Origin of the sequence: Marinobacter nauticus, from assembly GCF_003634635.1 — a bacterium.
Lineage (GTDB): Bacteria > Pseudomonadota > Gammaproteobacteria > Pseudomonadales > Oleiphilaceae > Marinobacter > Marinobacter nauticus.
The window spans coordinates 144,508-158,441 of record NZ_RBJB01000005.1; the positions used below are offsets into that span (position 1 = coordinate 144,508).

The 13,934-nt window shown below is 59.5% G+C and carries 14 protein-coding genes; 3 read left to right on the forward strand and 11 right to left on the reverse strand.

Annotated elements, in window-relative coordinates:
• The first annotated feature begins 144 nt into the window (after window positions 1-144).
• Window positions 145-1,839: a methyl-accepting chemotaxis protein gene (locus C7436_RS15655; protein WP_121208403.1), complete on the forward strand. Its 1,695-nt coding sequence runs from the start codon at window positions 145-147 to the stop codon at window positions 1,837-1,839.
• Window positions 1,840-1,908: 69 nt separating this feature from the next.
• On the opposite strand, the gene C7436_RS15660 is transcribed toward C7436_RS15655, so the two are convergent.
• Genes C7436_RS15660 through C7436_RS15670 form a run of 3 tightly spaced genes read right to left on the reverse strand, consistent with a single transcriptional unit; the run spans window position 1,909 to window position 6,369 of the window.
• Complete coding sequence (locus tag C7436_RS15660; protein ID WP_121208404.1) at window positions 1,909-3,567, reverse strand: acetolactate synthase large subunit; 1,659 nt, start codon at window positions 3,565-3,567, stop codon at window positions 1,909-1,911.
• Window positions 3,564-4,751 carry an L-lactate dehydrogenase gene (locus tag C7436_RS15665; protein WP_023011497.1) on the reverse strand — a complete coding sequence of 396 codons (1,188 nt, stop codon included), beginning with the start codon at window positions 4,749-4,751 and terminating at the stop codon, window positions 3,564-3,566. The genes C7436_RS15660 and C7436_RS15665 overlap by 4 nt, the downstream gene beginning before the upstream one ends.
• Window positions 4,752-4,755: 4 nt before the next feature.
• Window positions 4,756-6,369: an FAD-binding dehydrogenase gene (locus C7436_RS15670; RefSeq protein ID WP_121208490.1), complete on the reverse strand. Its 1,614-nt coding sequence runs from the start codon at window positions 6,367-6,369 to the stop codon at window positions 4,756-4,758.
• A gap of 90 nt (window positions 6,370-6,459) precedes the next feature.
• Here C7436_RS15670 and C7436_RS15675 point away from each other — a divergent pair, with 90 nt between their 5' ends.
• Entirely contained in the window at window positions 6,460-7,467 is a 1,008-nt protein-coding gene (locus C7436_RS15675; protein WP_121208405.1) for an AraC family transcriptional regulator, read from the forward strand.
• 3 nt (window positions 7,468-7,470) lie between these two features.
• Here the strand turns inward: C7436_RS15675 and C7436_RS15680 are convergent, their stop codons facing one another.
• From C7436_RS15680 to C7436_RS15690, 3 genes are all read right to left on the reverse strand, one after another.
• Complete coding sequence (locus C7436_RS15680; RefSeq protein ID WP_036148393.1) at window positions 7,471-8,856, reverse strand: PhoH family protein; 1,386 nt, start codon at window positions 8,854-8,856, stop codon at window positions 7,471-7,473.
• Between the two features lie 24 nt (window positions 8,857-8,880).
• Window positions 8,881-9,372, reverse strand: coding sequence for a CBS domain-containing protein (locus tag C7436_RS15685; protein ID WP_014420722.1), 492 nt, complete (start codon window positions 9,370-9,372; stop codon window positions 8,881-8,883).
• 83 nt (window positions 9,373-9,455) lie between these two features.
• Window positions 9,456-10,181 (reverse strand): START domain-containing protein, encoded by a 726-nt coding sequence (locus tag C7436_RS15690; RefSeq protein WP_121208406.1) that lies wholly within the window; start codon window positions 10,179-10,181, stop codon window positions 9,456-9,458.
• Between the two features lie 137 nt (window positions 10,182-10,318).
• Here C7436_RS15690 and C7436_RS15695 point away from each other — a divergent pair, with 137 nt between their 5' ends.
• Complete coding sequence (locus tag C7436_RS15695) at window positions 10,319-11,326, forward strand: DUF2804 domain-containing protein (RefSeq protein WP_121208407.1); 1,008 nt, start codon at window positions 10,319-10,321, stop codon at window positions 11,324-11,326.
• Window positions 11,327-11,340: 14 nt separating this feature from the next.
• Here the strand turns inward: C7436_RS15695 and minE are convergent, their stop codons facing one another.
• The 5 genes from minE to C7436_RS15720 form a co-directional block, all read right to left on the reverse strand.
• Window positions 11,341-11,592: a cell division topological specificity factor MinE gene (gene minE, locus C7436_RS15700; protein ID WP_011785800.1), complete on the reverse strand. Its 252-nt coding sequence runs from the start codon at window positions 11,590-11,592 to the stop codon at window positions 11,341-11,343.
• 3 nt (window positions 11,593-11,595) lie between these two features.
• On the reverse strand, window positions 11,596-12,408 hold the full coding sequence (gene minD / locus C7436_RS15705) for a septum site-determining protein MinD (protein WP_011785799.1): 813 nt from the start codon (window positions 12,406-12,408) through the stop codon (window positions 11,596-11,598).
• 65 nt (window positions 12,409-12,473) lie between these two features.
• Window positions 12,474-13,223: a septum site-determining protein MinC gene (minC, locus tag C7436_RS15710; RefSeq protein ID WP_121208408.1), complete on the reverse strand. Its 750-nt coding sequence runs from the start codon at window positions 13,221-13,223 to the stop codon at window positions 12,474-12,476.
• Window positions 13,220-13,609, reverse strand: a complete 390-nt coding sequence (locus tag C7436_RS15715) for a HopJ type III effector protein (protein WP_011785797.1) — start codon at window positions 13,607-13,609, stop codon at window positions 13,220-13,222. The genes minC and C7436_RS15715 overlap by 4 nt, the downstream gene beginning before the upstream one ends.
• Window positions 13,609-13,887 carry a DUF1244 domain-containing protein gene (locus C7436_RS15720; protein WP_011785796.1) on the reverse strand — a complete coding sequence of 93 codons (279 nt, stop codon included), beginning with the start codon at window positions 13,885-13,887 and terminating at the stop codon, window positions 13,609-13,611. Before C7436_RS15720 ends, C7436_RS15715 begins: the two co-directional genes overlap by 1 nt.
• Window positions 13,888-13,934: the final 47 nt, after the last annotated feature.

The window sequence follows — 13,934 nt, forward strand, 5'->3', positions numbered from 1 at the left end:
TACAAAAGATAACGCCCTGGTTGCACTGGTTTTACAAACTACGAGGTTTCCTCGATAAATCTGTCGTGTGTTTTTCTGTAGGATTGCTAATCTTTTTTTAGCGGACTTCTCCGACAGTCATTCCAACCACGGAAAACACGCCACATGAAGAATCTGACCATCCAGGCGAGGGTGCTGTTGCTGGCACTGGTGCCGGTTATTGTTCTGACTGCATTGCTGACCACTTACAACCTGAATCAGGCCCGCTCGATCGGAGAGCAGGCGGTTGCAAGCTTCTCGGAAGACATGGAGGCCAGCAAGCGCCAGGAGCTGCGCAACTATCTGGAGCTGGCAAAAACGTCCATCCAGCATCTTTATGAGCAGCCGGGCTCGGCCAATGATCCTGAGGTCCAGCAGCAGGCCTGGGACATCTTGCGGCAACTGCGTTTTGACGACTCCGGCAGTGAGGGCTATCTGTTCGCCTATACCACGGAAGGTGTTTCCGTGATGCATGGTGTCAATTCCGCCTTGGAAGGCCGTAACCTCTGGGGCTTTCAGGACCCGAACGGCACCTACCTGATTCGCGAACTGATCGAGGCTGCGCGCAATGGTGGCGGCTATGTACCCTATGGCTGGAAACACCCGGAAACCGGTAACGTAGCCCCCAAGTTAGGCTATGCCGAAATGCTGCCGAAATGGGGCGTGATGATCGGCACCGGATTCTGGATTGACGGCCTGGAATCTCAGGTTGCTTCCATGGAACAGCGGGTGGGCGATTCCCTGGGTGAGGCGATCATTGGTTCGGTGACCACCTCCCTGATCGCCCTGGCGATTATCGTCTTTCTGGCCCTTGTCGTGGTTCGCGGCATTATCCGCCCATTGAAGTCGGCGGTGACGGCGATGAATGGCATTGCCAGTGGCGACGGGGATCTTACCCGTCGGCTTGACGTCTCGGGCAGGGATGAGCTGTCCCAGTTGGCCACGGCGTTCAACAGCTTTGCGGATCAGGTGCATGGGCTGGTCCGCCAGGTCCGCCAGTCGGCCGAGACATTGAATGTTACCACCGGCGAGTTGAACGAGGTCATGGTGGAAGCCGAGCAGGGCGTTGAGCGCCAGAAATCGGAAAGTGATCAGGTAGCCACCGCCATGAACGAGATGACTGCCGCAGCCCAGGAAGTGGCCGGTAATGCCAGTGAAGCGTCGGATTCGGCTGGCCACGCTACCGCTCAGGTAACCGATGCCCAGGGGCTGGTCTACCAGGCCATCGAGGTGATTGGCGGGCTCTCCAAACAGGTGGAAGAGGGTGTTCAGGTCATAGAAAAATTGGGCACCGACTCCCGCCAGATCGACAGCGTGCTGGAGGTTATTCGGGAGATTGCCGACCAGACCAATCTGTTGGCCCTGAATGCTGCCATCGAGGCGGCTCGCGCCGGAGAAGCCGGCCGTGGCTTTGCCGTGGTTGCCGACGAGGTACGTACGCTGGCAAGCAGGACCCAGAAGAGCACTCAGGAGATCCAGGCGACCATCGAGCGGCTGCAGAAAGGTGCCCAGCAGGCGGTAACGCTGATCGGCGCCATCAGCCAGCGCAGCGAGGAAACCGTGGAGGAAACCCGCCAGGTGAACGAAGCGCTGCAGCGTATTTCCCAGGCCGTGAACACGATTACCGATATGAACACCCAGATTGCCAGTGCTGCGGAAGAGCAGACCAGCGTGTCGGAAACCATCAACCAGAATGTCCACGAAATCGTGGCAATCTCGGAACAGACTGCCCAGGGAACCCGTCGCGCCGGCGAAGCGACCCAGCGCCTCAAGGCACTGGCCGGTGAGTTGACCGACGAGGTCAGCCGCTACCGGGTCTGAGCAGAGTTACCTATCCAGTCGAAGGAAAAGGCGCAGTCACGAAAGTGATCTGCGCCTTTTTTGCCCGGATCAGGGCGCGATTTTCTTTTTCAGGGCTTTGGTCAGCGGCCTTGGCAGGCTCGGCAGCGACTTCAGCAGCCAGGGCAGAACCTTTCTTTTTACGCCATTCAAGGATTCCGGCACCACCGCTTCAATCAGGTGCGGGCCGGGGTTGTGTTTGGCGTATTCCATGGCTTTGATCAGCTCTTCCGCCGTGGTTACCCGGGTGCCGTGCACGCCCATGCTCTGGGCCAGCAACGCGTAGTTGGTGACCGGGCCACTGATGTCGAGTTGGGATTTCGCCTTGGCACCGGCTTCTTCTGCGCCAACCCGTTCCAGTTCTACGTTCAGGATCGAGTAGGAAGCGTTGTTGAAGATGATGGTGGTCACGTTCAGATTTTCCCTCGCCATGGTCCACAGGGCCTGGTTGGTATACATGGCGGTGCCGTCACCGATCAGTGCGTAAACCTGGCGATCCGGACAGGCGATGGCTGCACCGACGGCGTTGGGCATGCCTTGCCCGATGGCCCCGCCGGTGAGGGTGATCAGATCGTGCCGTGGCGAGCCTGCGGTCATGGCGTTCAGCATCAGGCCGGAGGTGATGGCTTCATCCACGATAATGCTGTTCTCGGGCATCAGTTCGCCCACCGCCCGGCAAACCTTTTCGGCGGTGAGTTTACCTTTGGGCAGGCCGGGGCGGCCGGGCGCCTGCAGCTTGGGTTGGGCATTGCTGGCACCGAGAGTTTCGGCCAGCTTTTTCAGGCTGGCGGTGGCATCCTGCTCCGGCGTGCTCAGGGTGTGAGCAGTGCAGTTGTCTGGCACCAGGTAGCTTTGTTTGCCCGGATAGGCGAAGAAGGATACCGGGGCCTTGGCATCCACCAGAATCAGGTGGTCAAACTCGGAGAGCTGCAGAGTGGCCAGTTCCGCCAGGTAAGCGATCCGCTCCACCGGCGGCAGGCCGGCGCCCCGTTCAATGCGGGTTGGGAAGGTTTCGGCAAACAGGGTGACACCGTTGTGGGCGGCAATGCGTGCCGCCTCCAGCAGAGCGGGCTCACGCAGGGCGCGGCCACCCAGCAGCAGGGCGGTTTTCTTACCGCTCTTAATGGCTTCTGCGGCCGCTTTAACAGCGCTATCTTCAGCTGCTGGCGCTTGCGGTTGAGTGGGTGCGGCACAAGGCTTGCCGCCTTCGCCCCAGGACACATCCGCTGGCAGAATCAGAGTGGCTACCTGCCCTGGCAGGCCCCGGGCGGCGATGATGGCTTCGGCGGCATCCTGGCAAAGGGCTTCTGTGCTTTGTGACGTGCGCACAAAATTGGGGGAGATGTTGCGAGCGACCGTTTCGATGTCAGACTGCAACTGGGCGTCGTATTTCACATGGTAGGTGGCATGGTCGCCAACAATGTTGACCACCGGTACCTTACCCTTGCGTGCATTGTGCAGGTTGGCCAGGCCATTGCCCAGGCCACAGCCCAGGTGCAGCAGGGTAGCAGCGGGTTTGTCCGCCATCCGGGCGTAGCCGTCGGCGGCACCGGTGGCGACGCCTTCAAACAGGGCCAGTACCGCCCGCATTCCGGGTTCGCTGTCCAGGGCGGCGACAAAATGCATTTCGCTGGTGCCCGGGTTGGTAAAACAGACTTCAACACCCGAATCCACCAGGGTTTTCATGAGTGCCTGAGCGCCGTTGGTCATTGTTGTTCTCCAGCTTGGGTCAATTCGTTTGTATTGGTCCGGTCGAGATGGGTCTCGTTGATATCGGCAATTCTGGTGACGCCGGTCAGGGTCATGGCCAGTTTCAGTTCCTGCTGCCAGGTGTTCAGGAGTCGGGTTAATCCGGCCTGACCTTCTGCCGCCAGGGCCCACGCCCAGGGGCGACCAATCATCACGCCGTTGGCCCCCAGGGCGAGGGCGCGGAAAACGTCTACGCCGTTGCGGATGCCGCCATCCACCAGGATCTCGGTGTCGTTGCCGACGGCGGCCACGATATCCGGGAGTTTGCGGGCGGTGGCGGCCACACCATCCAACTGACGACCGCCGTGGTTGGAGACCACGATGCCATCGGCGCCTACGTTGACGGCTGCTTTGGCATCATCCACTTCCAGTATGCCTTTCAGGATCAGTTTCCCTGGCCAGCGTTCCCGCAGCCATTCGATGGCCTGCCAGGTGACGGAAGCGTCGAACTGGGTATCGACCCATTGCTTGAAGGAATCCAGGTTACTGGCCTCTGGCACCGCGTCGCTCAGATTGCCGAAGGTGAGGGGTTTACCTTTTATCGCTACCTGCCATAGCCACCCGGGCCTCGATAGAAGCTGCTGCGCTTTGAGCGCAACGGAACGGGCGCCGGCGCTGTTCAGGCCGTTGCGGGTATCCCGATGCCGGGGGCCGGGCAGGGGCAGGTCGATGGTAAATATCAGCGTCTGGCAGCCGGCATCCCAGGCTTTTTTCAGCAGGGTGTCTACGTAGTCCCGGTCACGAATCATGTACAACTGGAACCAGAAGGGCGCCGTGGCGGCTGCTTTCACTTCTGCCAACGGGCATATGCCAACGGTGGAGAGGGTGAAAGGCACCTCGGCGGAGTTGGCTGCCTTCACAGCCTGGGCTTCTCCCCGTTGTGCCATCATGCCGGCCAGCCCCAGAGGCGCCAGGGCGACAGGCATGCTGCAGGATTGCCCGGCCAGCTCGGTGCGGGTGTCCACGTTATCGACATCAATCAACACACGCTGGCGCAGGGCGATATCCTGCCAGCCGCGGACATTGGCCCGCAGGGTGTGTTCTTCGGTAGCGCCGCCGTCCAGGTAATCTGCCAGAAACCGGGGCAGTTTACGGCGGGCGAGTTGCTGGTAATCGGCGGCGGTGGCCGGATAACTCAGGGGCATGGTCTCAGTTTCCCTTGGTGATGGAGCGGGCGGCAGCCCGCGCCGTCAGAATGCAACCGGGCAGGAAGGTGCCTTCGAGTGACCGTTTGCCATTGCTTCCACCGCCGCCAAAACCGGCCGCTTCGCCGACACAGTACAGGCCGCGGATGGGTTGCCCGCTGGCATCCATTACCCGGCTTTGCAGGTCGGTGCGTAGGCCACCCAGGCTCTTGCGGGTAGTCAGTTGCATGTGAATGGCGATAAACGGCCCGGCGCCTGGTTTTTGAAGAGGTGCCGGTTTGCAGGTGCGCAGCCGGTCCGGGCCCCACTGGCGGGCGTGGCGGATCATGCGGATTTGGGCATCGTTGTTCAGTTGATCGCCCTTGCTGAAATTGGCATCGAAAGCATCGGCAGTGGCCTGCAGGGTGGCGGCGTCAATGTCCAGAGAGCAGGTCAGGGCGTTCATTTTCTTCGCCAGCCCTTCCAGGGTGTCATCCACCAGGAAGTGACGGCTTTCGTTCTGCATCTGATTCACCAACGGTTTGTTGCCCAGCAGCAGTTCTTTCAGGAACAGCGGGAATTGTTTGTCCCGGATGCGGGCATTGTGTTCAGCGCCGGAGATGGCAAATTCTTTCAGTGCGATGCGCCGGTTCAGCAGGTGCCAGGTCCAGGGTTTTTCCTGTTCGGCTACCCGTTGGCACAGCCAGTGAGTATCAAAGCCGGTCACCAGGGGCTCCGGCCCTATACGCTCGCCCCGGTGGTTCAACCAGAGTGCGGATTTACACGGTATGGTAGACAGACCGTGGCCCGGGAAATGCGGATAGGGATGGGGAAAGCCGGCGGCATAGTTCCACATTTCGCCTGCGTGGGTGATGCGCGCGCCCAGGTGGTCTTTGGCCCAGTGGTGCAGTTTGCCATCGGCAAACGGGTGGGCACCGTTGAGCATGGTGTCCGGTTGCGGACGATGTCTGGGCCAGTTGGTACGGCACTCGGCGTGGCTGCCGTTGATACCGCCCATAGCCAGCACCACGTTCGGAGCCTCAAACCGCACTTCTTCGCCGGTTTCCTCGTTGATGGCAACGGCGCCGCAGACCTCACCGGCCTGATGGTCGAGTGCGGTCATTCGGTGCCGGTGATGAATGGCCAGTCTGCCACTGGTGTTGGCTTCGTGCAGGGCATTGACCATGCAGCGCACCAGTTCCCGGGAGGTGCCCCAGGTGATGTGGTACCGGGGCACGCTGTTGCCATCGCCAAACCGGCCTCGCTCCACCCAGTTCACCGCCGGCATGAATTTGATGCCCTCGTCAGCGAGCCAGTCGTGCACCTCGGTACGGGAATGCTCAACGTAATAGCGGGCCCACTGCACAGGCCACTCATCGTTTGGGTCCAGTTCGCCGAAACGCAGCCAGTCGTTCAGCGCCAGTTCCGGCGAATCGGCGATTCTCATGCGCCGCTGCAGCGGCGTGTCAATCAGCATCATGCCGCCAAAGGCCCACAGCGCCAGACCTCCGAAGCGTTCGGGGCTGTCACGATCAACAATGGTTACGGACTTGCCAGCCCGCAGCGCTTCCAGGGCGGTGACAATGCCCGCCAGTCCGCCGCCGGCAATCAAAAGGTCTGAGCTAACAGGTTTCACCATGGTGCGTTTCCGGATTGTATTTTTGATTTTGTTGTTACAGACCATATAACGCTATGATCGGTTCTGAATTGACTTCAGAGGCCATAATAATTGACGTTAGAAGCCACCGTATCCATGGGCTGGGTCAATACCGTGATCGATGCCGCGAAGAATCTGGGCGTTCCTGAGAACCTGTTGCTGGAAACCGCTGGTCTGCCGGCCGGGGCCCTGTCTCTCGAACGATGGCCCATCGACTTCATTACCCGTCTCTGGCACGCCGCTGAGCAGTGCACGCGGGATCCCGGGTTTGGTCTGAAAGTTGGCGCCGGGGTGCGGCCGGCCAGTATTGATGCGGTCAGTTTCGCCATGCAGAGCGCCGCCACGCTGCGCGAAGCCATCACCCTGGTCCAGAAATACCAGCGGCTGATCTCTGATGGCGGTCGCTTCCAGATGATACCGGGTAGCAGGGGCACCTGGATTGTCTACCACCCCCGGCAGGGGCGTCTGGCGTTCAGTCCGCATCAGATTGAAGCCGTGCTGTCGGCCGTGGTCAGCCTGACCGACTGGATTGCCGGTTCTGCGGTTGGGCCTGTGCGAGTGCAATTCAGTCAGGCCCGTCTGGGGCCACTGTCAGGGTACCGGGAGTTGTTTGGTTGCCCGGTGGAGTTCGAGCAGGCGTTCAGTGGTTTGCTGGTGGGTAATGAGGTGCTGGACAGGCCTTTACCACAGGCAGATCCGGCCCTTGCCCGTGTACATGAACAGTACAATGCAGGGCGGCTGGCGGCGCTGGAAAAGGGCGCTGTGTCGGCAGAGGATCTGCGACAATGGCTGGTCGCCCGGATGGGGCCAAACCTTCCACGACGGGCAGAAGCGGCCAGGATGTTGGGCCTCAGCGAACGCACGTTGGCCCGTCGGCTGGAGGCGCAGGGCTATACGTTCAACAGCTTGTTGGACGAGGTGCGCCGGGAGCTCGCCCTGGCAGCGGTGCGGGAATCGGGATTGTCCCTGGCAGAGATCGCTTTATCGCTCGGATTTGCAGAGGCCAGTACCTTTTACCGGGCATTCCATCGCTGGACGGGCATGCCCCCGGCTCGCTGGCGCAAACAGGGGGCGCACTGAAGCCTACAGATTGGCTTCGGCAAACTCGGCCAGTACCGAACGGGGTACGCCTTGCAGATGGATGTGACCGCCATGGCGGAAGCCCTTGAAGCGCTCAGTCATGTAGGTCAGGCCGGAGCTCAGTGGGCTCAGATAGGGGGTGTCTATCTGTGCCAGGTTGCCGAGGCAGATCACCTTGGAGCCGTTACCGGCCCGGGTGATGATGGTCTTGATCTGGTGCGGGGTCAGGTTCTGTGATTCATCAATGATGATGAGGCTGTGCTGGAAGCTGCGGCCCCGGATGTAGTTCATGGATTTGAAGTGCAGGGGCACTTTGCTGAGGATGTAGTCGACACTGGCGGTCATGTTCTCATCGTCTTCGTGCAAAGCTTCCAGGTTGTCCACGATCGCACCCAGCCAGGGTTCCATTTTCTCGGCTTCGGTACCGGGCAGGAAACCGATATCCTCATCCAGGCCCTGGGTGGAGCGGGTCGCGATGATGCGTTTGTAGAGTTTGCTGGCCACGGTCATTTCAATACAGGCGGCCAGGGCCAGAATGGTTTTACCGGAACCGGCCGAGCCGGTCAGGTTCACCAGGTGGATGTCGGGGTCCAGTAACAGGTTCAGGGCCATGGCCTGATAGATATCCCTGGGTACCAGGCCCCAGACTTCTTCATTCATCAGGTCATGCTGGTGCAGGTCCTTGAGTACCAACTGATCCTCTGAGATATCGACCACCTTGCCAACGAATCCCTGCTCGTCAATCACGAACTCGTTGATGTTCAGTTTCGCCAGTTCCCCTTCGCGTTTGAGCAGGTGCTCGGTCACCCCCTCCCGCTGGATGGTTTCCACCTTGGCGATACCGTCCCAGAATGAGTTGGGGAACTCCTTGTAGCCTTTGGGCAGCAGGTCAATGTCGTCCAGCAACTGGTCGTTGTGATAGTCCTGGGCCTCGACACCGAACCCGCGGGCCTTCAACCGCATGTTGATGTCTTTGCTGACCAGGATGATATCCCGGGACTTGTGGCGTGCCTGCAGGGCGGCGAGGGTGTTGATGATCTTGTTGTCGTTCAGGTGTTCGGGCAGTGAGTGATTGCCGGCACCTTCGGTGCTCATGATGATGGAGAGAGCGCCCAGCGGGTCCGCTTTCTTGCCGCGCAGAATCGGCACGCCTTTCTCGATGTCCTTGGGGCTGGCATCACCCAGCAGTTTGTCGATGTTGCGAATGGCCTGGCGGCAGTCGGCGGCCACCGTCTGTTTGCCGGATTTCAGGCTGTCGAGTTCTTCGAGGACGGTCATCGGAATGATGACATCATGTTCTTCAAAGTTCAGGAGGGCATTCGGGTCGTGAATCAGGACGTTGGTGTCGAGGACATACATTTTCCGGCGAGCTTGCGGTGCTCTTGGCATAGGGGGCGCTACCTCTCTGGTGGCTCAGTCGGTCTCGGCGCAGCGTTGCGTCAGGTCTCTGTCGGAGATCAGTTTCAGCATGTCATAAGTGGTTATGATACCGGTGATTTTTGAATCCCGGGTGACAAAGATCCGGTGCAGGTGCTCTCGCATCATGATATTGGCAATGTCTCGCACTGGCGTGTCTTCGTCAACCGACAAAACAATGGGCGTCATGATGTCCCGGACCTCAACCGGAACCTTGCCCATCTCTTCGAAGATGACCATACGCAGACGCCGGGCCTCTTCCTGCTCCTCTTCGGTCAGCCTGGGCTGATCGCCGGAACGGGAGGCATTCCAACGGAATTCGGTAATGTCCTTGAGGGTGGCTATGCCGATGATGTCGCCGTTGTCGTCGGTAACCGGGCTGCCGGTGATTTCGTTGTCGGTGAGGAACCTGGCGAGGCGATCCATAGTCCAGTTGTGGGGGACAGCCTTGATGGTCGGGGTCATGATCTCATGGGCGAGAACACTCATGTGCGGGCATCTTCCGTTTGCTGTGCTTTTGATGAAGCTTAGCCGTTCCGTGGCCTGCCGTCACCCCTGCATTGTGGGTCGGGTTAACGGGCTTCCGGGCTTACGCCCTGCAATGTGCCGTCTTCGCCCCATTGCAACTGGTAACCCTGATAGCGATCCTGTTTGGCGACGGCTTCCAGTGCGAGGATGGATTTGACCGGTATATCGACAATCAGGCTATTGACCAGCCAGCCGGGCAATGCGCCGTTGGGTTCGGTGTGCTGCACCCAGACCATTCGGGTTCGGTCGCCCTCCGGGATAAACCGGTAGAGTGTGTCGGAGCGGTCCACCCGCACGCGACTGTTGAACTCGGCCCGCATGTTGGGAGTGGCGTTGAGGTCCATGATAATCTCGCCGGTGGACGCGTCGCCGCGGGTACGGATGCGCAGTACATAATCCCGGTCGGCTACCGGCCACGGCATATCGTTGACCGAATAGGCATAGCGATCGTGGAAGTCCCCCTGGCCAAAGGCATGGGATTCGGTGCAGTTGTGTACCCATTCCTCACAGGATTCCGGATTGACCATGACGGCCATCAGGTTCTCGATAGGAACGTCCAGTTCCGCTACTGCCTTGAAAGCCTCGAACCCCGAGCCTTCCCGCGCCATGGTGTATATCCGCACATTGTCCACTTCCTTGCGCAGTGACCAGGCCTCGGCATCTTCCGATGGCAACGGCCCGGTTTCACTGGCGGACACAGACAAGGTCATCAACAGGCCCATAATGCCGGAAATCAGGCGGCTAACGCCGTGGGCTCTGGTTGTGTTCATAGGCTAAACTTCCGTTGTAAGAGTGAGCCGAGTCTACCACGGGGCGCAATGGCCCCCGCCTGTGAATGCGGGGGTTTGTGAACCAAGTAGCTTAGTTACACAACGCACACCACGATTGGCCTGATCTGACGAACATTATGACAACACAGAAACTGGTAGATGCCCGCGGACGAATAACGCCAGGGCTGATGGAGCATCCTGTCGACACCATCAACTATCTCGACTACGACCTGCGCACGGTGATGGACAAGCCTCGGACCCGCCTGGCCAGACACTGGCGTTTCAATCAGTTCCAGTTTGTCAGTGCGATGGCACCGGGCTGGGTGTTTGGCCTGGCTATTGTGGATCTGAACCTGGTGGGTAATGGCTTTTTCTATCTGTTTGATTTCGAGAGCGGACAGATGTTCGAGCATTCGTTTTTGCAGCCTCTGGCCAGGAACACGAACATAGAGCCCTATCCTGAACGCGGTCACGCCCGGTTCCGCAAAGGCGACTTGAGCATGGCCATTGAACCGGCCACCGGCGGTCGGAATGTGAGAGTGAGCGGGCCCGGTAATATCCGGGTGGATCTTGAGTTGCGGGACACCGAACAACCCTTGCGGCTGGTGTCGCCGGCCGGATACAACGGCTGGGTGTTCACCCGGAAATCGGCCGGGCTGACGGTGGACGGTGAAGTGCGCCTGGGCGATGTGGTCTGGCGTTGCGATGAGTCTACCCGTGCGTCCATCGACTGGAGCTGCGGCTTCATGCGCCGGGAGACTGCCTGGAACTGGGCCAGTCTGGCTGGGGTTGCCGACAATGGTGTTTCAGTGGGGCTGAACCTGGCCGCTGGTGTGAACGAGACCGGGATGACCGAGAACGCGCTGTGGCTCAACGGACGTCGCATTCTGCTGGGGCCGGCCCGATTCGAGTTTAATCGCTATCAGCCCGGGGCAGACTGGCGGGTCACCACCGACGATGGCCGCGTTGACCTCCGTTTCGTGCCCGCTGGCGCGCGCCGGGAAAAGCTCAACGCCTGGGTTATTGCCTCCAATTTCCGTCAGTTTGTGGGCACTTTCCAGGGTACGGTTGCGGATGAAAGCGGCAGAATAATCCCCGTAAACGGGTTACGGGGATTGATGGAAGATCACTTTGCCCGGTGGTAAACCGGGCATAGCCATCACTTTTCGGGCAGGGTGACGTTCAATTCCAGCACGGAGCAGTGGTCATTGCGATCCACCTCCACCTGTACCATGTCGTCGCTGATCTGAACGTACTTGCGGATCACCTGCAACAGCTCCTGCTGCAGCTGGGGCAGGTAGTCCGGCTGTTCACGCTGGCCCCGCTCATGGGCCACGATAATCTGCAGTCGCTCCTTGGCGACACTGGCCGTACTGTTTTTCTTGCTTCTGAAGTAATCGAAAAAACTCATCCCTTAGCCCCCTTTGAACATCCGTGAGAAGAAGCCTTTTTTCTGGGACGTCATGAAACGGTGTTCCCGTTCCTCGCCCAGCAGCCTCGCAACGGCATCTTCATAGGCCTGGCCGGCATCGCTTTGCTCCTCCAGAATGACCGGCAGGCCCTGGTTGGAGGCATTCAGTACGATCTGGCTCTCGGGAATCACGCCCAGCAGGGGAATGGCCAGGATTTCCTCAACATCCTGTACCGACAGCATCTCGCCTTTTTCTACCCGGTCCGGGTTGTAGCGGGTCAGTAGCAGGTGTTCCTTGACTGGGTCCTGCCCCATTTCCGCTCGCCGGGATTTGCTCTGCAGTATGCCCAGGATGCGGTCTGAATCCCGTACCGATGAGACTTCCGGGTTGGTTACGACAATCGCCTCGTCGGCATAGTAGAGCGCCATCAGGGCGCCATGTTCGATGCCGGCCGGGGAGTCGCACACGATGTAGTCGAAGGTTTCGGACAGTTCGTTGATGACCTTCTCCACACCATCTTTGGTGAGAGCTTCCTTCTCGCGGGTCTGGGAGGCAGGCAGGATGTAGAGCGTTTCTACCCGCTTGTCCTTGATCAGGGCCTGGTTGAGAGTCGCTTCGCCCTGAATGACGTTAACGAAGTCGTACACCACCCGGCGTTCGCAGTTCATGATCAGGTCCAGGTTGCGCAGACCCACGTCGAAATCAATCACGACGGTCTTGTGGCCACGCTTTGCCAGACCAGTGCTGATGGAGGCGCTAGTGGTGGTTTTGCCCACGCCGCCTTTTCCTGAGGTAACGACAATGATTCTAGCCAAGGTTCAGTTCCTGTTTCTCGGTGGATTCGTCATGGTTTCAACTGTTGTTATCGGTTGTCACAACATCAGGCCTTGTCCAGTGGCGTCACCACCAGCACATCGTCCCTGAGCTGGATCTGCACAGCGCTTTTCCAGCCAATGTCCTGAAGATCTTCGGAGATTTTATAGTGTCCGGCGATGGACACAAGCTCCGCCTCAAGTGACTGGCAGAACACCCGGGCAGACTCGGCACCGTGAATGCCGGCCAGCGCCCGTCCGCGTAACGGGCCGTAAACATGAATATTGCCGGCAGCCAGAACTTCGGCTCCGGCCTGCACCGGCGCAAGGATGATCAGATCGCCTTCCGGCGCGTATACCTGCTGGCCCGATCGAACCGGTTGATTGATGATTTTTGCCGGTGCCGGTTCGTTTGCAGGCTCCTGTGCAGCGGCCGCTTCCGGTTCTGCTTCTGCCGGGGCTTCCGGCGCCGGCCTTTCTTTCAGGCTGCCGCCGGGCAGCAGTGCCAGGGAGGCTCCCCGGGCAAGCCGGCGTTGATCGTCGTTGGCGGCACGAACGCCAATCACGTGAATGTTGTGACGGCGGCAGGTTCCGATCATCTTGAAAAAATCGAGTTCGCTGTCCAGGCCTTCATATTTCTCCAGGCTGATAATCAGCGGGATGTCTTTGAAGAAGCCCGGCGCCTGGCTGATCTTGTCCCGAAGATTGGCTTCAAATTCGTCGTTGTCGAAGTAGTAAAGCTCAAGGGCGGTCAGGGAAACACTGGCACTCTTCAGTTGAAAGCTCTGTTTTGTGTCGGTGGCTGCGGAATCGCTCATGGATGGACCTGTTCTCCGGTGTCTGAGGCATGGGCATCTCCGAGGGCGCGCAGCGGAGGGGCATCGAAACGGATGCCGGACCAGCCCGTGCTGATAAACTGGCGAATGTTACCATGGCTGTCCCCGGCCGGGTCGCCGAGCACCTGCTCGTAGTGTTGGGCGAACAGGCGAAGGGTGTCGGTCTCGCTCAGATTACAGTACTGACCCAGGCCGAAGACCCGGCAGGAGCCAGCGTTTTCGCCAGTCTCGTTGCGAAGCGGGCCGTTGCTGAAACCGGTGGGCCGAAATTCGAAATACTGATTGATCAGTTTCAGGGTGTCGTCGAAATCGGCATGACCGGCCTGCACTGAGGCCAGGTGGATACGAACCGCTTCATTAACATTCATTATTTGTGATCCTGCTTGGGGCCGGTCTGGTAGTTGGCTTTCCATTCTTCGTACGGCATGCCGTAGATTTCTTCCCGGGCGTCCGGATCTGAAATGTCGAACCCCCGCTCTCCCGCTTCGGCCCGATACCATTTGGACAGGCAGTTGCGACAGAAACCCGCCAGATTCATCAGGTCGATGTTCTGGACGTCGTTGTTTTCACGCAGGTGCTGCACCAGGCGCCGGAAGGCGGCGGCTTCGATTTCGGTGCGTTCAGACTCGGGAATCGGGTTGCTCATGGGGCCTCGCTGTTGCTTGCCGGGACTATCGGGATTTCCTGACATTC